The organism is Pseudomonas sp. Irchel s3a18 (assembly GCF_900187535.1).
In the GTDB taxonomy this organism is placed as follows: Bacteria; Pseudomonadota; Gammaproteobacteria; order Pseudomonadales; family Pseudomonadaceae; genus Aquipseudomonas.
This window is the reverse complement of record NZ_FYDV01000004.1, coordinates 317,714-335,834: the sequence shown is the minus strand read 5'-3', so window position 1 is coordinate 335,834 and position 18,121 is coordinate 317,714. Positions and strand designations below refer to the sequence as shown.

The following is an 18,121-nucleotide window of genomic DNA, read 5'->3' as shown; positions in this document are numbered from 1 at the left end:
TACCCCACAACAGGGAAGACCTATGTCGGCGGTACGCATCGGCCCATATACATTGCACAACGGCTTGATTCTCGCCCCCATGGCGGGCGTCACCGACCAGCCCTTTCGTCAGCTGTGCAAGCGACTGGGTGCAGGGCTTGTAGTCTCGGAAATGGTCACCAGTGACATGAGCTTGTGGAACACCCGCAAATCACGTCTGCGCATGATCCACGAAGGTGATCCCGAGCCTCGCTCGGTACAGATCGCCGGCGGTGATGCGCAGATGCTGGCGGATGCGGCCCGGGCCAATGTCGAGCTGGGTGCACAGATTATTGATATCAACATGGGCTGTCCGGCAAAAAAAGTCTGCAACAAGGCCGCCGGTTCTGCTTTGCTCAAAGATGAAGACCTGGTGACCGAGATCCTGCAGGCCGTGGTGGCTGCGGTTGATGTGCCGGTCACCCTGAAGATTCGCACCGGCTGGGACCGGGCGAACAAGAACGGCCTGACGGTGGCGAAGATCGCCGAACAGGCGGGCATCACGGCGCTGGCGGTGCATGGCCGCACCCGCGCCGACCTGTATACCGGTGAAGCCGAGTACGAGACCATTGCCGCGATCAAGCAGGCGGTGTCGATTCCGGTCTTCGCCAATGGCGATATCGACTCGCCTGAAAAGGCCCGGCACGTGCTTGACGCGACCGGGGCCGATGGCCTGTTGATAGGTCGGGCCGCCCAGGGGCGGCCATGGATTTTTCGTGAGATCGAGCACTACCTGCGTACTGGTGAAAAACTGCCGGCGCCGGAATTGATCGAGGTGGAACGTATTCTGCTTGAGCATCTGGCCGCGCTGCATGCCTTCTATGGGGATGTCATGGGTGTACGCATTGCACGCAAGCATGTCGGCTGGTATCTCGCAACCCTGCCGGGCGCCAGGGAGTTTCGCGCCCACTTCAATCGTTTGGATGGTACGGAAGCACAATGCGCCAACGTTCGGGAGTTCTTCGCCGAACGTTACAAGAGCCTGACAGGGGACGGAGAAGGGGTGGCCGCATGACGATGATGACCGAGACTTTAGTGAGTGGAACAACACCCGTGAGCGACAACGTGAATTTGAAACAGCACCTCAATACGCCGAGCGAAGAAGGCCAGACCCTTCGCGGGAGTGTCGAGAAGGCGCTGCACAATTATTTCGCCCACCTTGAAGGCGCCGCCGTCACGGATGTGTACAACCTGGTGCTCTCCGAAGTCGAGGCGCCCCTGCTCGAAAGCGTGATGAGCTACGTCAAGGGCAACCAGACCAAGGCCAGCGAGATGCTCGGACTGAACCGTGGCACCTTGCGCAAGAAACTCAAGCAGTACGATTTGCTGTAAGCATTCAATCAAACCAGAAAGGCGCCCGCGTAAAACCGGTCGCCTTTTTTGCTGACTTCCTTTGCTTTTGATGGAAATTGAGATGACCGACCAGACTACCCGCCTGCCGATCCGCCGCGCCTTGATCAGCGTTTCCGACAAGACCGGGATCCTCGAATTCGCCAGGGAGCTCGAAGCGCTCGGCGTCGAGATCCTCTCCACCGGCGGGACGTTCAAGCTGCTGCAGGACAATGGTGTAGCCGCTGTGGAAGTCGCGGATTACACCGGTTTCGCCGAAATGATGGACGGCCGGGTGAAAACCCTCCACCCGAAAATCCACGGCGGGATCCTGGGTCGTCGCGGCATCGACGATGCCATCATGAACGAGCACGGCATCAAGCCGATCGACCTGGTCGCGGTCAACCTGTACCCGTTCGAAGCCACCATCAGCAAGCCTGGCTGTGACCTGCCGACCGCCATCGAGAACATCGACATCGGTGGCCCGACCATGGTTCGCTCGGCAGCCAAGAACCACAAGGACGTGGCCATCGTGGTCAATGCCGGCGACTACGCCAGCGTCCTGGAAAACCTCAAGGCCGGCGGCTTGACCTACGCCCAGCGCTTCGACCTGATGCTCAAGGCGTTCGAACACACGGCCGCCTACGACGGCATGATCGCCAACTACATGGGCACCGTGAACCAGGCCGCTGATACCCTCAGCACAGAAGGTCGCAGCGAATTCCCGCGCACCTTCAACAGCCAGTTCATCAAGGCCCAGGAAATGCGCTACGGCGAGAACCCGCACCAGAGCGCGGCGTTCTACGTGGAAGCCAAGCCTGCCGAAGTGGGCATCGCCACCGCGACCCAACTGCAAGGCAAGGAACTGTCGTACAACAACGTGGCCGACACCGACGCCGCGCTGGAATGCGTGAAGAGCTTCGTCAAGCCGGCCTGCGTAATCGTCAAGCATGCCAACCCGTGCGGCGTTGCGGTCAGCCCGGACGCCGAAGGCGGTATCCGCCAGGCCTACGAACTGGCTTATGCCACCGACACCGAATCGGCCTTCGGCGGCATCATCGCCTTCAACCGCGAACTGGATGCTGAAACCGCCAAAGCCATCGTCGAGCGTCAGTTCGTCGAAGTGATCATCGCCCCGAGCGTCAGCGAAGAAGCTCGCGCCATCGTGGCGGCAAAAGCCAATGTGCGCCTGCTGGCGTGCGGCGAGTGGTCGGCCGATCGCGCCGCAGCCTGGGACTACAAGCGCGTCAACGGCGGCTTGCTGGTGCAGAGCCGTGACATTGGCATGATCGGCAGTGAAGACCTGAAGGTCGTGACCCAGCGAGCACCGACCGAGCAAGAGATCAACGACCTGATCTTCGCCTGGAAAGTGGCCAAGTACGTCAAATCCAACGCCATCGTCTACGCCAAGAACCGTCAGACCATCGGTGTCGGCGCCGGCCAGATGAGCCGCGTGAACTCGGCACGTATTGCCGCGATCAAGGCTGAACACGCCGGCTTGCAGGTAGTCGGCTCGGTGATGGCTTCCGATGCGTTCTTCCCGTTCCGCGACGGCATCGACAACGCGGCCAAGGTCGGCATCACCGCAGTGATCCAGCCAGGCGGCTCAATGCGTGACAACGAAGTGATTACGGCGGCTGATGAAGCAGGCATCGCCATGGTGTTCACCGGCATGCGCCACTTCCGTCACTAACAGCACAGCTTTTTCACTGTAGGAGCGAGCTTGCTCGCGAAAAACGATAAGACGCCGCGTTGTTTCAGACAGCCAACGTCATCGTTAAACACCTTCGCGAGCAAGCTCGCTCCTACAGAAAAGCATCGCGTTTCCCAGAATTAGCGTCATCCGAGGTTTTTGAAATGAATGTTTTGATCATTGGCAGCGGTGGCCGTGAACACGCCCTGGCCTGGAAAGTGGCTCAGGATCCGCGCGTGCAGAAAGTTTTCGTTGCCCCGGGCAACGCCGGTACGGCCATTGAGGCCAAGTGCGAGAACGTCGCCATTGACGTCCTGGCGCTTGAGCAACTGGCCGACTTTGCCGAGAAGAATGTCTCCCTGACCATCGTCGGGCCGGAAGTCCCGCTGGTGGCTGGCGTGGTCGATCTGTTCCGCGCCCGTGGCCTGGACTGCTTCGGTCCAACCGCCGGCGCTGCCCAGTTGGAAGGCTCCAAGGCCTTCACCAAGGACTTCCTGGCTCGCCACAAGATCCCGACCGCCGATTACCAGAACTTCACCGAGATCGAGCCAGCCCTGGCTTACCTGCGTGAAAAAGGTGCACCGATCGTGATCAAGGCCGACGGCCTGGCCGCCGGTAAAGGCGTGATCGTTGCCATGACCTTGGCTGAAGCCGAAGATGCCGTACGCGACATGCTCGCCGGCAACGCCTTTGGTGACGCTGGTTCGCGCGTGGTGATCGAAGAGTTCCTCGACGGCGAAGAAGCCAGCTTCATTGTCATGGTCGACGGCAAGAACGTATTGCCGATGGCCACCAGCCAGGACCACAAACGTGTTGGCGACGCCGACACCGGCCCGAACACCGGCGGCATGGGTGCTTACTCCCCTGCCCCGGTCGTCACCAGCGACGTTCACCAGCGCGTCATGGACCTGGTGATCTGGCCAACCGTGCGTGGCATGGCCGAAGAAGGCAACGTCTACACCGGTTTCCTCTATGCCGGCCTGATGATCGACAAAGCGGGCAACCCGAAAGTCATCGAATTCAACTGCCGCTTTGGTGACCCGGAGACCCAACCGGTGATGCTGCGCCTGCAGTCGAGCCTGGTGTTGCTGGTCGAAGCGGCACTCGCCCAGGCGCTGGACAAGGTCGAAGCGCAATGGGATCCACGCCCAAGCGTCGGCATCGTACTGGCCGCCGGCGGTTATCCGGGCGACTACGCCAAGGGTGCCGCCATCGAAGGCCTGGATGCAGCCGCAGCACTGGAAGGCAAAGTGTTCCATGCAGGCACCGCCCTGAAGGACGGCAAGGTGGTGACGGCCGGTGGTCGGGTGCTGTGTGCTACCGCCATGGGCGCGAGCGTCGATGCGGCCCAGCAACAGGCTTACAAGCTGGCCGCGAAGATCGACTGGCAAGGCTGCTTCTATCGCAAGGACATTGGCTACCGCGCCATTGCCCGCGAGCGTGGCGAAAATCAGGAATAAGCCAGCCATTCGGCCAGGCAAGGGCCCAGGGCCCTTGCCTGATTATTCCAACGCCGCGCATAGTTATAATCTGGCATCAATCTACGAAGGGATTTCGCCTTGCGCTGGCTCAGGATCGCCATAGGACTCACCGTCACATTGTTGACCCTGCTCTGCATGCTCCCGGCCCAGGCCGTCGCGCAAGGCAGTGGCTGGGCGGTATTGCTCGACGAACAGGGCACCCTGCAACTGGGCGACATTCGCTCGGCGCGCTACACCAACCAATTCAGCCCGATTGAACCCGACCAGATCACCGCCGCCGATCCCGATGGCGCATTGTGGCTGCGCTTTCGGCTCAATCCTGGCAAACACGAACAACTGCTGCGTATCTTTGCCCCCGACCTGTTGCATCTGGATCTCTACGTTCTGGACGGTGACACACTGATCGACCAGACCACCAGCGGCAACGATCAACCACTGGCCGAACGTCCGCTGCCCAGCACCGACTTCATGGTGCCGCTGCCTCAGAGCAGCAAGCCCCTTGAGGTGTATCTGCGGCTGGTTTCCGAACACCAGTTACGACCCTACATCACCCTGCAATCAGCCGTACTGACCGCCGCCAATCAGACCCAGACACTGATCTACGGCTTGCTGTTCGGTTGTATTGCGATGCTGATCCTGCACAACCTCACGCGCTATGCCTATACCCGCTCGCGAAGCTGTCTGTGGCTGGCGGCCTGTGAAGGCTTGTTGTTGCTCGGGGTGCTGTTGCTCCTGAACCTGGCAGGGCCATGGTTACCCGACTGGAATGCCGTACAAGCCCCTGAAGCCTACCTGGCCCTGCTGCTGACGGCGCCTTGCGGCCTGATGTACACCTACTGCTTCTTCAGCCGGCTTGGGCCACACCCGCTCAACAAACTGCTGATGGGCGACATCCTGTTCATTGTCGCCTGCTGCCTGCTGCTATTGTTCGTCGACACCCTGCCGCTGAACATCATGACCTATGGGCTGGTCGCTCTGGCTGGGCTGAGCATGCTCTTCGTCGGCGCCTATCACTGGCATAAAGGCTATCGCCCGGCACGCCTGTTCGTGGCGGCCATGGTGGTGTTCAACGCCGGTACGCTGATCATCCTGCCCGCACTGCTGGGGCTGACTCTCGTCGCGCCACAAGGCCTGATCATGGCCTTGCTCGCGTTCATCTGCCTGAGCGGCCTGTTGATGGGCATCGCCTTGAGCGAACGCCAGCGCAGCATTATCGAGAGCCGCTTCAGCATCAGCCGTGACCTGGCGGCGAGTAATGCCGAGATCAACGCCAAGGCCGAGTTCCTGGCAAAAATCAGCCATGAAATCCGCACCCCCATGAACGGTGTACTGGGCATGACCGAACTGTTGCTGGGCACGCCGCTGTCGGTCAAGCAACGCGACTACGTGCAAACCATCCACAGCGCCGGCAACGAACTGCTCACGCTGATCAATGAAATCCTCGACATCTCAAGGCTCGAGTCAGGGCAGATCGAACTGGACGACGTGCAGTTTGACCTCAATGCACTGATCGAAGACTGTCTGAGCATCTTCCGCGCCAAGGCCGAACAACAGAACGTCGAACTCATCAGCTTCATCCAGCCCCAGGTTCCCCGGGTGATCAGCGGTGACCCGACGCGCCTGCGCCAGACGCTGTTGAGCCTGCTGGAAAACGCCATGAAGAAGACCGAGGAAGGCGAGATCCTGATCGTCGTGGCCCTGGATGACCTGAGCGATACAGCGCGCTTGCGCATTGCCGTGCAAGACAGCGGGCAACCCATGGAAGCCGAAGAACGTGAGGCCTTGCTGCACGCTGAACTCAATAGCAAGAACGTCCTCTCCGCCACTCGCCTGGGGGGCAACCTGGGGCTGGTGATCGCACGCCAGCTGATCCTGTTGATGCACGGTGAGTTTGGCATCAAGAGCGGCAGCAGCCAGGGCAGCACGCTGTGGCTGACCTTGCCACTGGACCCTGACCGCCTGGAACATCCAACCTGCGACCTGGACGGCCCACTGCAAGGTGCACGGGTACTGGTCGTGGACGACAACGACACCTGCCGCAAAGTCCTGGTCCAGCAATGCAGCGCCTGGGGCCTGAACGTCAGCGCGGTGGCATCCGGCAAGGAGGCCCTGGCCTTGCTGCGCACCAAGGCGCACCTGCGGGACTACTTCGACGTGGTCCTGCTCGATCAGAACATGCCCGGCATGACCGGCATGCAACTGGCGGCCAAGATCAAGGAAGACCCTAGCCTGAACCACGATATCCTGCTGATCATGCTCACGGGCATCAGCAATGCGCCGAGCAAGATCATCGCGCGCAATGCCGGTATCAAAAGGATCCTGGCCAAACCCGTGGCCGGCTATACCCTCAAGACCACCCTGGCGGACGAGTTGAACCAGCGCAGCAAAGGGCAGGCCACCGCAACGCACATGCCCTCCCCGGTCCCCGCCGCGATCAACGTCCCCTGCGACTTCCGTATTCTGGTGGCAGAAGACAACAGCATCTCGACCAAAGTCATTCGGGGCATGCTCGGCAAACTCAATCTGTCGCCCGACACCGCGAGCAATGGCGAAGAGGCCTTGAAGGCGATGAAGGCTCAACGTTATGACCTGGTGTTGATGGATTGCGAAATGCCGATCCTCGACGGTTTCTCGGCCACGCAGCAATTGCGGGCCTGGGAAGTCGGCAATCAACGCTCCCGCACGCCGGTAGTCGCACTGACCGCGCACATCCTTGCCGAACACAAGGAGCGCGCACGTCAGGCCGGCATGGATGGGCACATGGCCAAGCCGGTCGAACTGTCGCAGTTGCGCGAGCTGATCGAGCACTGGGTCGCCCAGCGCGACCAACTGGATCGGACCTCGGCCCAACCTTCCTGAGCCGACTGTCCTAACCCCTGATAGACTCCTGACGACTTCCATCGCCAGTGAGCTCGCATCATGCTCCACGTGTTGTTCAGTGTTTACCTGAAGATGCTGGTGCTCTACAGCCCGTTCTTCGTGCTGTCCTGCTTCATCAGCCTGACCCGTGGCTATTCCAACAAGGAACGCCGACGACTGGCCTGGAAGGTCGCTTTCGCGACGCTGATCTCCAGTGTCCTGCTGTACCTGTTCGGTCGAGTGATTTTCAGCGTGTTCGGCATCACCGTAGACGCCTTTCGCATCGGCGCCGGCAGCGTACTGTTCATCTCGGCGCTGGGCATGGCCCAGGGTAAATCGGCGGTGCAGACCGATAACGTGCAGCAGGACGTGACCATCGTTCCGCTGACCATCCCGCTAACCGTCGGCCCCGGCACCATTGGTGCCCTGTTGGTCATGGGCATCGGCCAGCCGCACTGGGATGACAAACTGACCGCCATCCTCAGTATCGCCCTGGCCAGCTTCACGGTCGGCGTGGTGTTGTACCTGTCCAACCGCATCGAGCAGATTCTCGGCGACCAGGGGCTGCAGATCGTCAGCCGGTTGATGGGGTTGTTCGTGTGTGCGCTGGCGGCGCAGATTATCTTTACCGGGGTCAGAGGGTATCTGGTGCCGTAATTCATTGCGCTTGCTCGCGAAAAAAACAAGGCCTTGTGTGTCACTCACAAGGCCTTGCCGTTTTGCTGCAAACCCCATCATTCAAAAAACCAAAGTTCATTCCAACCGTCACGACACCTTCAACGCACACACTTTGTTGTGCGCTGCGTAGCAAAACGTCTATTGCGCGACCTGATCATGCGGCCTCCAGAGGAGGCCGCAGTTATTCAGGAAGCCGGCTTGGTGCCGTACCAGCGCGGTGTATAGACCCAGTCACCGCCTTCGACGCGCGGAAACACGCAGGTCGTGGACGAGCCAATCAATACCATCGTGCGCATGTCCACCTGATCAGGTGTCAACGCACCGAGCGTGGTGACACGCAGTGTCTGTCCGGGACGGCCGATATCACGCCCCAACACCACCGGAGTTTCCGGCGTGCGGTGCTGGGCGACGATCTCCAGCGCACGGCCCAACTGCCAAGGCCGCGAACGGGAAATCGGATTGTAGAAGGCCAGCGCAAGGTCAGCCTGGGCGGCCAGGTCCAGACGTTTCTCGATGATCGACCAAGGCTTGAGGTTGTCCGATAGCGACATTACGCAGAAGTCATGCCCCAACGGCGCACCGGCCTGGGCGGCGGTCGCCAGCGAGGCCGAAACCCCCGGCAAGATCTCCAGATCGACGCGGTGCCACATCGGGTCGCTGGATTCGTGCAAGGCTTCGAGCACCGCGGCCGCCATGGCGAACACGCCCGGGTCGCCGGACGACACCACGATCACTGAACGTCCCTGGGCGGCCAATTCAAAGGCGTGGCGGGCGCGCTGCATTTCTTCGCGGTTGTCAGTGCAGTGCAGCACCTGATCGGGACGGAAAGGACCTGCCATGCGCACGTAGGTTTCATAACCGAGTACGTCGGTGGCCCGTGCCAGTTCGGCTTTCACCGCCGGCACCATCAGTTCGGCAGCGCCAGGACCGAGGCCGATCACCGCCAGACGCCCGCGAGGGCGGCCGATCTGCGCAACATCCAGTGGCTGATCGGCAACGGCGATGGCGATGTCGTGCGTCGTCGCACTGATCGTCGCATCAGGCACCGCGCTACGCGCCAATGCGCCGATGTCGCTCGCCGCCGCGACAAAGCGCAAAGGCACACCCAACTCAAGGGCTGCTTCACGCAAGGCCGGACAGGCCATCCCGGTGTCAGCCGCGACCAGACAGGCCAACGCCTGCACCGCCACTTTCGCTTGTTGCAGCGTCGCACGAATGGTGTCCGGCAAATCCGCCACCCCGGTACTCACCGCCACCGCGACGCTGCGTGGATAGATCTGCAATTCATTGGCGCTTGCCTCACGCTCGCCACTGCCGACATGGATCGAACGCTGCGCCTGCGGATTTTCCGGCAACTGCGCCTGATCCAGCCACGGCGCGACGCCGTCAATGCGCACGCTGTGCCCGGCCAGCAGATCGGACACAAAACGCTTGCCCAGTTCCAGATCACCGAGGGCGTAACCGCTGGGCGGGTTGAGCAGGCAAGTGCCGAAGCGCAGTTCGCCGCTGGTGGTGATGGCTGCTGCGACTTCAAGCGCCGCAGCGATCTCACGGGCCATGACATTCACCCCGCCGAGACCGCCGAGCAATGGCACCACGGCGCTGCCGTCTTCGGCCACGGCCAGCACCGGGGGTTCGGCGCCTTTTTCCAGCAGCAGCGGCGCCAGGGTGCGGATGACAATGCCTGCCGCGCACAAGGCAATGATCGGCGTGCCTTGCTGATAGAGCTGACGCAGGGTCGCGCCGAACTCATGGTAACGACGATCCACGTCCTCGACCCGCTCGGCCAGACCGTGGATCAGTGCATCGGGATAGCGCTGCTGGATCTTGCGCGCGGTTGCAAGGCTGCCATTACCGAGAATGACAATCGCCGGAACGGGACGTGTCATCAACCTTGCCACCTCTCACCGGGAACGATGATCAATGAGAAATATGGCGAAGACATCGGCTCGACCTGATCCAGGGGCACGATCTTCTGATTGGCCATGGTGGCGCGCTCGACGTACAACGCCCGCTGCGCCAGACCGAGTTCTTCCAGCACCTGCCGGACCTTCGCAAAGTTACGCCCCAGCTTCATCACCACCGCAGCATCGGCATCGGCCAGGCGTCGTTTGAGCTCTTCATGAGGCAGCACACCGGACAGCACCGACAGGCTCTGATTGCGATACACCAGCGGCGCGCCAAGCACCGACGCACCGCCAAGCATCGAGCACACACCCGGCACCACTTCGGCCTCATAACGCTCGGCCAGGCGATCATGCAGGTACATGTAGGAGCCGTAGAAGAACGGGTCGCCCTCACAGATCACCGCGACATCGCGACCGGCGTCCAGATGCGCGGCGAGTTCCTGGCCGGCGGCGTCGTAGAAGTCGCTGATCACTTGCTCGTAGGACAACGGTGGCGCCAGGGTCTCGGTGGTCACCGGGTACACCAGTGGCAGCAAGGTTTGTGCGTCCTGCAAATGCGCCTCGATGATGCCGAACGCATTGCCCTTTTTACCTTTGGCCACGAAGTACGCCACCACCGGCGACTCGCGCAGCAGGCGCAGGGCCTTGACGGTAATCAGCTCCGGGTCACCGGGGCCCACGCCAAGACCGATCAAACGTCCAGGTTGCTGCATCATTCAATCTCCGTGGCGAGGGCATTGATCGCTGCGGCGGCCATGGCGCTACCGCCCAACCGGCCTTGCATGATCACAAATGGCACGCCACGGCTGTCCGCCGCGAGCATGGCCTTGGATTCGGCGGCACCGACAAAGCCCACCGGGAAGCCGAGGATCAGCGCCGGCTTGGGCGCACCGGCATCCAGCATTTCCAGCAGGTAGAACAACGCGGTCGGCGCGTTGCCAATCACCACCACGCTGCCTTCCAGGTGCGGGCGCCACAGCTCCAGCGCCGCCGCCGAACGGGTGTTACCCAGTTCACGGGCGAGGTCCGGGACACTGTCGTCACGCAGGGTGCAGATCACCTCGTTATTGGCCGGCAAACGGGCGCGGGTCACGCCTTCGGAGACCATGCGCGCATCACACAAAATCGGCGCACCGGCCGCCAGTGCATCGCGCCCGGCCTTGCCCGCCCCTTCGGAAAACTGCAAACCATCGATGGCCTCGACCATGCCACAGGCATGGATCACGCGCACCGCGAGCTTTTCCAGATCGGCGGGAATCCGCTCAAGGTTGGCCTCGGCGCGAATGATCGCAAAGGAGTTGCGATAGATCTCCTGACCGTCGCGGATGTAATCAAGCATCAAGGGGGCTCCGTGGGTGGGCATCAAGCAATGCGCCGACCGCTTCAATAGTGAGGTTGCGTGCTTGCAGGGCGCCGAAACCCGGCTGCCCCGCATCGCGAAAATAGAGGTCGTAGTGACCGGGGGACACAGCCAGCAAGGTGGCCGGGGCAATGTGGGCCGCCGCGCAGGACCGCGGGCAACCGGACAGGTGAACCTGCAGTGGATCGCCCTTGCCTTGCCGTTGCCTGGCCAGGAGCCGCGCATCCGCCTTGGTATCCGCCAGGCCTTTGCCGCACCCGGCAGAGCCGGTGCAGGCAACCAACTGCGTCAACGCCTGGTCGGCACTCAGCAAAAAGCCCAGGTCTTGCAGGCGCAGGCTGAGCACGGGGGCATCCGCGGCCTGGATGTTCGGCAGCAGCAGGCTTTGCCAAGGGGTCAGCCGCAGGCTGGCGTCACCGAACGCTTCGGCCAGACGCGCCGCGCCTTTGAGCATGGAAGGGTCAAGACGCCCCAGAGGCGGGACAGCCCCCACATAGACCTGACCGTCCTGGCGCTGTGGATAAGTGCCGATAGGCGAACTGGAATACGACAAGGCACGCTGCCGGCCGCAGAACGGAGTCAGGGCCACACGCGTGGCCAAGGCCAGCAGGAACGACTCCTGCGAATGCTCGTCCAACAAATGACGCATGCGGGTTTGATCCGGGCGGGCGAGCTCAAGAAACAGCTCCAGCACCGCCACCACCAAGGCATGCCCATCGCTCAACAGCACAGCCCCGGCGGGCGGGTCTAGCGGGCATCCCGCCAGACCGAACGCCAACTGTTGCTCACCCTCGCCCTCGACAACGCTCAGCCATAGGTCATGGGGGTGCTCAAGCATGGCCAGGGCCTCGCCACCGTCCAGTTGTACCGCGAACTTGGCCGACAAGTCGTGAAAACGGGCGTTGCTCTCCAGCGTATTGAGGATCTGCGCAGCCAATGGGCGAGTGTCGATGCGCAGGTGGCGATCAATCCCCGCCGTCGGACTGAGCATCAGGTTGCGCACATCGTCACCCGCCGCCGAGCGCGGGCCCAATCCAGCCGCCAACAGGCTGTCGATCAGCGCCCCGTGTTGGTTGCCGACCCCGCGTATCTGCAGGTTGGCGCGATTGGTCGCCTCGATCACCCCGCCGGCGAAACGCTCGGCAGCATCGGCGACCGTCACGGCCTGGGCGGTGCTGATCGACCCACCATTCAACTTGATCCGGCAGATACCGCCGTCCAACGCCTGCACGATACGCAGCAACCCCGGGCAGGCCGAGGGGCGTAAGGCAGTATGCTGTTGACGTTTGTTCAAGGGGGCGACCGGTTCAAGAGGTAGAAGCGCTTCGCGGACGAAGGCGCGGTATTATGCCTGCTTTGTCTGACAGCATGAAAAGCCTGCCTGTCGGAACATTCATGTTTGAGGAATATAGATGGCTCCCTGGCTGACAGTAGTAGGCATCGGTGAAGACGGCTTCCAGGGTCTGGGCAAGCAGGCTCGGCGCGCGTTGCTGGGTGCCTCGCGAATTGTCGGGGGCCAACGGCAACTCGATCTGCTGCCGGTGTGCATTCGCGGCGAGCGTCAGTCCTGGCCCAGTCCTTTTTCCCTGGAACCCCTGCTGGCGCGGCGTGGCGACCCCGTCTGCGTGCTGGCCAGCGGCGACCCCATGCTGTTCGGCGTGGGCGCCAGCCTGGCGCGGCAAGTGGCGTGTGACGAGATGCGAGTCCTGCCGGCACCCTCTTCCTGCTCACTCGCGGCCGCGCGGATGGGCTGGCCGTTGCAGGATGTGGTGACGCTTTCGGTGGTCGCCCGCCCGGTCGCCGCCCTCAATGCCCAGCTGTTCAGTGGCGTTCGCCTGCTGGTGCTGAGCAACGACCGGCACAGCCCGGCGGCGATAGCCGCCCTGTTGCGCGAGCGCGGCTTCGGGCCGAGCAGGATCAGCGTGCTGGAACACTTGGGGGGCGAGGCGGAGCGGCGCCTCGAGGGTCTCGCCAGCGACTGGAACGAGCCGTCGGTGGCCGACCTGAATGTGGTGGCCATCGAATGCATCGCCCAGCGGGATACTCCGCGCTGGTCACGCCTGGCCGGCCTGCCGGACTCAGCCTTCAAGCACGACGGCCAGTTGACCAAACGTGACGTGCGCGCCATCACCCTGGCCCGTCTGGCCCCGGTGCCCGGCGAGTTGCTGTGGGACGTTGGCGCGGGCTCTGGCTCGATCGGCATCGAATGGATGCGCGCGCACCCGAGCTGCCGCACGCTGGCCATTGAAGCCGATGAAGGCCGTCAGCAACTGATCGAGCACAACCGCGACGCACTCGGCGTACCGGGCCTGCAATTGATCCGCGGCAGTGCACCGCAGGCGCTGGCCGGACTGGAACGACCCGACGCGATTTTCATCGGTGGCGGGGTCACCCGTGACGGCGTACTGGACAACTGCTGGGAACAGCTCAAGCCCGGTGGACGGCTGATTGCCAATGCGGTCACCCTGCAAAGCGAAATGACCCTGATGGCCTGGCGCGAAAAACACGGCGGCGAACTGACGCGGATTCACATTGCCCAGGCGCAGCCGCTGGGTGACTTCGACACCTGGCGCCAGGCGCTGCCCATCACCTTGCTGGACGTGGTCAAGCCCTTCGATGCGTGACGAAACCGCCGAACAACCCGCCCCCCTGCGCAGCGGCCTGACCACCGGCAGCTGCGCCACGGCCACCAGCCTCGCGGCGGCGCGCTTGCTGCTCGGCGGCGTGAGCAGCGATGCGGTAGAAATCGTCTTGCCCAAAGGCAAGCAAGTGCAGATGCGCCTGGAGTTTTGCCGGCTCACGACCGAAGGCGCCGAAGCCGGGACCTTCAAGGATGCCGGCGACGACCCCGACGTGACGCACGGCGCTCTGCTCTACAGCCAGGTCCGCCTCACCCCTGAGCCAGGCGTTCTCTTTAGCGCCGGCCAAGGCGTCGGCACCGTCACCCGTCCAGGGCTGGTGCTGGGCGTCGGGGAACCGGCGATCAATCCGGTGCCGCGCAAGATGATGACCGACCACCTGTCATCGTTGGCACTGGAGCTCGGCTACAGCGGCGGTTTTGCGGTGACGGTCAACGTCGAAAATGGCGAAGCCCTGGCGCTCAAGACCATGAACCCGCGCCTGGGCATTCTGGGCGGGCTGTCCATACTCGGTACCAGCGGTATCGTGCGCCCCTTTTCCTGCGCGGCGTACATCGCCTCGATCCACCAGGGCATCGACGTCGCCAGGACCAACGGCTACCTGCACATCGCCGCATGCACCGGCAATGCCAGCGAAGACACCATGCGCCGGGTCTATGACCTGCCGGAAATCGCCCTGATCGAAATGGGTGACTTCGTCGGTGCCGTGCTCAAGCACCTGCGCAAAGTGCCTGTGGATAAACTCAGCCTGTGCGGTGGCTTTGGCAAAATCAGCAAGCTCGCCGCCGGGCACATGGACCTGCACAGCCGTCATTCGAGCATCGACCTGCCACAACTGGCCGAATGGGCCGCTGCCATCGGGGCCGACGAGGCGTTGCAGCAGAACATTCGCGAGGCCAATACCAGCCAGCAGGCCCTGGCGATGGCCAGCGCCGCCGGTATCGCCCTGGGTGATGCGGTCTGCCAGCACGCGCTGGATTTCGCCCGCAGCGTGGTGCCCCGACAGGTACAGGTCGAGGTGTTTGCCATCGATCGTCAGGGCGGCATCGTCGGCCATGCGGGAGCATTGCAATGAAACGTCTGTTGCTGCTCGGTGGCGTCACCGAAGCCCTGGCGATTGCCCGCACCCTGGGCCCGAACCACCTCTACAGCCTGGCCGGTGTGGGTCGAGTGCCCACCGACCTGAACTGTCAGGTGCGGGTGGGTGGCTATGGCGGCGCTGAAGGCCTGGCGCGCTTCATCCAGGAGCAAGGCATCGACTTGCTGCTCGACGCCACTCACCCCTACGCCGCGCAGATCAGCCAGAACGCCGCGACTGCCGCGCAACACAGTGGCATCCCGTGCTGGGCCTTGCGCCGTCCTGCGTGGCAAGCGCAGGCCGGGGACGATTGGCGGGAAGTCAGCGACTGGGCCGAACTGGTCAAGGCGCTGGAACCCTTCAAGCGCCCGTTGTTCACCCTGGGTCGCGAGCCGCTGCAGCACCTGGATGAAATCCCGCCCGAACAGTTCTGGACCCTGCGCGCGCTGGAGGTTTACCCCGGCAATGAACGCTGCGAAGTGATCGGAGCCCGCGGGCCGTTCCACATTGAAGACGAACGCGCGCTGTTCGAACGTCGACAGATCGACGTGCTGATCAGCAAGAACAGCGGCAGCAGCGCCACCGAACCCAAGCTTGAAGTGGCGCGTGAGTGTGGCGTACCGGTGTTGATACTCAAGCGACCGGTGCTGCCGGAGGTTGAGCGGGAGTTTGATTGCGTAGCGCAGGTACTGGAAGCACTGTCGCTGTCAGACCGTTCCTGACATTACCTCACATGAAAGAACAATCAGGCAAAACACCCAGAAAGGGCTGTCTGGCCTGACTTAACACGCCTGTTCTACATTGCTGCACCCTCTCGAAACACCTCAGGCTCTCAAACAGCATGAACTCTCTGCGATGGGCAACCGTGATTGCCCAGAGAAAAGTGTCGCTTGCCAACCTGTATCCCAAGGAATACGATCCAGCATGATCGACTTCGAACAGTCACAAGCATTTTCCGACTGGCTTGACTCAATCAAGGACACCATCGGCAAGGCCCGTCTTCTTGCCAGGCTTCGAGCCGCCGAACACGGAAACTTCGGCGATTGTGAGGCAGTCGGCGAAGCTGTTCATGAAATGCGTGTTCATTACGGTCCCGGCTACAGGATGTACTTCACCCGTAAGAACAAGGTGATTTACCTGTTGCTGGCGGGAGGTGACAAGTCGACGCAAAAACGTGACATCAAGCGCGCACAACATATGGCGCGAAACATCGGTAGTGAGGAGTAAGCCATGGCCGAACAATTTACCCGCTTCGACGCCGCCGAATATCTCAAGACACCAGAGGACATGGCGGCCTACCTGGACGCTTGCTTCGAAGAGGATGCAGGCGACGGCGTGTTGATACGGGCCGCACTCAATGACATTGCGCGAGCAAAGGGCATGACACTGGTTGCCCGTGATGCCGGACTGGGCCGAGAAAGCCTGTACAAGGCATTGGGCAGCACTGGCAATCCGGAATTCGCGACTATCATGAAGGTCATGAAAGCCTTGGGCCTCAAGCTTCACGCTACAGCCATCTGAGTGAGCTGCGACACCACACCGCACAACGGATTTTTACTTATCAATCCCGATCAGGCTAAATACGCCACCTGATCTCCCACTCGACCGGATATGACCATGTCCCGACAACGGCTCGCATTTGCCTGGATCGCCTGCTTCGCAGTGCTGTTCAACATGCTTGCCATGCCGATGTCCGGTGCGATGAGCAAAGCGTCCGGCCAGTCGACGACCGAGCAGTTGTTGTGGGGCAGTTTCTGTTCGTCCAGCGGCACCAAGCTGGTGGCGATATCCCTCGGTGATCTCGAGCAAAAAGCCCCGCAAAACGACGACCACTCCAACATGCAGCATTGCTGGTGCTGCTCCGGCTCGGCGCCCTTGATGGCGCTGCCGGGCCATGCGCCACACCTGTACTTCGCGCACTTCGAGAGCAATCGAAGCCTGCCGCCGCCGACCCTCGACACTCCCACGCCTCGCCAGCAATGGCCCAGTCTCAACCCGCGCGCCTCTCCCCTGGTCTGATTCGATTCGCAATTGACCTGCGTTTTAAATCGTTCTGGAGAACTGCCATGTTGAAACTATCCCTGGTCAAGCAGTCGCTACTGCTGGCCGCGTTGCTGTTGCCTGCCTGCTTTGCCAATGCGCACGAATACACCGTCGGCGACCTGCAGATCGCCCACCCCTGGTCGCAAGAGTTGCCACCCAATGCACCGAACGTGGCGGCCTACTTCGTGATTCAGAACCACGGTAAAACCGCTGATCGCCTGCTCAGCGTCGCGTCGCCGATTGCCGGCAAGGCCGAGCTGCACGAGCACGTGATGCAAAACGACCTGATGAAAATGCAGCAGGTCCCGAGTGTCGAAATCCCGGCTGGCGGCACCGTCACCTTCGCGCCAATGGCGTACCACGTCATGTTGCTGGAGCTCAAGGACCGTAGCCTGCTCACCGACGGCAAGCGCTTCGCGCTGACCCTGCATTTCGAAAAATCCGGCGACGTGACCGTTGAGGTCGCGGTGCAGAAGCAACCGCCTGCCGGCAGCCAAGTGCACCAGCACGCCCAGTAGTCGCCGCCCGGGTTTCCCGTGAACGCATTGCGCTCACGCGGCCGCAGGCGATCCGTGCCACGCAAGACCTCGTTGACGGTCGCGCGCGGCAGCTGGATCAGCCTGTTCGCCATGCTGATGATCTTTATCGGTCCACTGATCTCTCAGTCGATGCCGATGGATCAACGCGCGCCGATGTCCATGAGCATGTCGATGGACATGAGCATGGACATGTCGCCCACCGCCCATGCCGGGCATGACGTACAACCGGCCGCCGAACACTGCCCGCCGCAATCCGACCATCACGCCATCTGGGAAAAGTGCGGCTATTGCAGCCTGCTCTTCAACTGCCCCGCCCTGCCCGGCAGCCTGTCGCTGGCGCTCTTCGACACACCACCCGACCCTCACTTCATCAGCCCTTCCCCACGCCTGGGCCATGCCCGGCAAACCGTCTTCCCCGGTGCCCGCACCCGCGCCCCGCCCATCGTCACGTAAACCCCTTCACCACAACCGACACGGCCGACTGTCCAGTTCGACAG

General features: G+C 62.2%; 18 protein-coding genes. 14 read left to right on the top strand and 4 right to left on the bottom strand.

Annotated elements, in window-relative coordinates; translation table 11 throughout:
• Nucleotides 1-22 precede the first annotated feature (22 nt).
• The 6 genes from dusB to CKW29_RS08690 all read left to right on the top strand — a co-directional run bounded on the left by dusB (nt 23) and on the right by CKW29_RS08690 (nt 8,037).
• Nucleotides 23-1,033: a tRNA dihydrouridine synthase DusB gene (gene dusB, locus CKW29_RS08715; protein WP_095148280.1), complete on the top strand. Its 1,011-nt coding sequence runs from the start codon at nt 23-25 to the stop codon at nt 1,031-1,033.
• Nucleotides 1,030-1,350 carry a DNA-binding transcriptional regulator Fis gene (gene fis, locus CKW29_RS08710; protein WP_095078231.1) on the top strand — a complete coding sequence of 107 codons (321 nt, stop codon included), beginning with the start codon at nt 1,030-1,032 and terminating at the stop codon, nt 1,348-1,350. Before dusB ends, fis begins: the two co-directional genes overlap by 4 nt.
• A gap of 82 nt (nt 1,351-1,432) precedes the next feature.
• Nucleotides 1,433-3,040 carry a bifunctional phosphoribosylaminoimidazolecarboxamide formyltransferase/IMP cyclohydrolase gene (gene purH / locus CKW29_RS08705; protein WP_095148279.1) on the top strand — a complete coding sequence of 536 codons (1,608 nt, stop codon included), beginning with the start codon at nt 1,433-1,435 and terminating at the stop codon, nt 3,038-3,040.
• A 164-nt stretch (nt 3,041-3,204) separates the two neighbouring features.
• A complete protein-coding gene (gene purD, locus CKW29_RS08700; RefSeq protein WP_095144813.1) occupies nt 3,205-4,500 on the top strand; it encodes a phosphoribosylamine--glycine ligase in 1,296 nt (431 codons plus the stop codon).
• A gap of 99 nt (nt 4,501-4,599) precedes the next feature.
• On the top strand, nt 4,600-7,380 hold the full coding sequence (locus CKW29_RS08695) for a hybrid sensor histidine kinase/response regulator (protein WP_095148278.1): 2,781 nt from the start codon (nt 4,600-4,602) through the stop codon (nt 7,378-7,380).
• A 60-nt stretch (nt 7,381-7,440) separates the two neighbouring features.
• Complete coding sequence (locus CKW29_RS08690) at nt 7,441-8,037, top strand: MarC family protein (protein ID WP_095078224.1); 597 nt, start codon at nt 7,441-7,443, stop codon at nt 8,035-8,037.
• 206 nt (nt 8,038-8,243) lie between these two features.
• Here the strand turns inward: CKW29_RS08690 and cobJ are convergent, their stop codons facing one another.
• The 4 genes from cobJ to cobG are packed head-to-tail and all read right to left on the bottom strand — an operon-like array spanning nt 8,244 to nt 12,619.
• Entirely contained in the window at nt 8,244-9,947 is a 1,704-nt protein-coding gene (cobJ, locus tag CKW29_RS08685; protein WP_095144811.1) for a precorrin-3B C(17)-methyltransferase, read from the bottom strand.
• A complete protein-coding gene (locus CKW29_RS08680; RefSeq protein WP_095144810.1) occupies nt 9,947-10,678 on the bottom strand; it encodes a precorrin-2 C(20)-methyltransferase in 732 nt (243 codons plus the stop codon). Before CKW29_RS08680 ends, cobJ begins: the two co-directional genes overlap by 1 nt.
• Nucleotides 10,678-11,304 (bottom strand): precorrin-8X methylmutase, encoded by a 627-nt coding sequence (locus CKW29_RS08675; protein ID WP_095144809.1) that lies wholly within the window; start codon nt 11,302-11,304, stop codon nt 10,678-10,680. Before CKW29_RS08675 ends, CKW29_RS08680 begins: the two co-directional genes overlap by 1 nt.
• Nucleotides 11,297-12,619 carry a precorrin-3B synthase gene (gene cobG / locus CKW29_RS08670; protein ID WP_095144808.1) on the bottom strand — a complete coding sequence of 441 codons (1,323 nt, stop codon included), beginning with the start codon at nt 12,617-12,619 and terminating at the stop codon, nt 11,297-11,299. Before cobG ends, CKW29_RS08675 begins: the two co-directional genes overlap by 8 nt.
• Nucleotides 12,620-12,737: 118 nt before the next feature.
• Here cobG and cbiE point away from each other — a divergent pair, with 118 nt between their 5' ends.
• The 8 genes from cbiE (at nt 12,738) to CKW29_RS08630 (ending at nt 18,077) form a co-directional block, all read left to right on the top strand.
• Nucleotides 12,738-13,949: a precorrin-6y C5,15-methyltransferase (decarboxylating) subunit CbiE gene (gene cbiE, locus CKW29_RS08665; protein ID WP_095144807.1), complete on the top strand. Its 1,212-nt coding sequence runs from the start codon at nt 12,738-12,740 to the stop codon at nt 13,947-13,949.
• Nucleotides 13,942-15,039 (top strand): cobalt-precorrin-5B (C(1))-methyltransferase, encoded by a 1,098-nt coding sequence (locus tag CKW29_RS08660; RefSeq protein ID WP_095148277.1) that lies wholly within the window; start codon nt 13,942-13,944, stop codon nt 15,037-15,039. The genes cbiE and CKW29_RS08660 overlap by 8 nt, the downstream gene beginning before the upstream one ends.
• Nucleotides 15,036-15,764, top strand: coding sequence for a cobalt-precorrin-6A reductase (locus CKW29_RS08655; RefSeq protein ID WP_095148276.1), 729 nt, complete (start codon nt 15,036-15,038; stop codon nt 15,762-15,764). The genes CKW29_RS08660 and CKW29_RS08655 overlap by 4 nt, the downstream gene beginning before the upstream one ends.
• A 202-nt stretch (nt 15,765-15,966) precedes the next feature.
• Nucleotides 15,967-16,269 (top strand): type II toxin-antitoxin system RelE/ParE family toxin, encoded by a 303-nt coding sequence (locus CKW29_RS08650; protein WP_095144804.1) that lies wholly within the window; start codon nt 15,967-15,969, stop codon nt 16,267-16,269.
• A 3-nt stretch (nt 16,270-16,272) separates the two neighbouring features.
• Nucleotides 16,273-16,563, top strand: a complete 291-nt coding sequence (locus CKW29_RS08645; protein ID WP_095144803.1) for an addiction module antidote protein — start codon at nt 16,273-16,275, stop codon at nt 16,561-16,563.
• Nucleotides 16,564-16,659: 96 nt separating this feature from the next.
• Nucleotides 16,660-17,061, top strand: coding sequence for a DUF2946 domain-containing protein (locus CKW29_RS08640; protein WP_095144802.1), 402 nt, complete (start codon nt 16,660-16,662; stop codon nt 17,059-17,061).
• Between the two features lie 62 nt (nt 17,062-17,123).
• Nucleotides 17,124-17,603 carry a copper chaperone PCu(A)C gene (locus CKW29_RS08635; protein ID WP_176465305.1) on the top strand — a complete coding sequence of 160 codons (480 nt, stop codon included), beginning with the start codon at nt 17,124-17,126 and terminating at the stop codon, nt 17,601-17,603.
• Between the two features lie 27 nt (nt 17,604-17,630).
• Nucleotides 17,631-18,077 carry a DUF2946 domain-containing protein gene (locus CKW29_RS08630; protein ID WP_371850652.1) on the top strand — a complete coding sequence of 149 codons (447 nt, stop codon included), beginning with the start codon at nt 17,631-17,633 and terminating at the stop codon, nt 18,075-18,077.
• Nucleotides 18,078-18,121 lie beyond the last annotated feature (44 nt).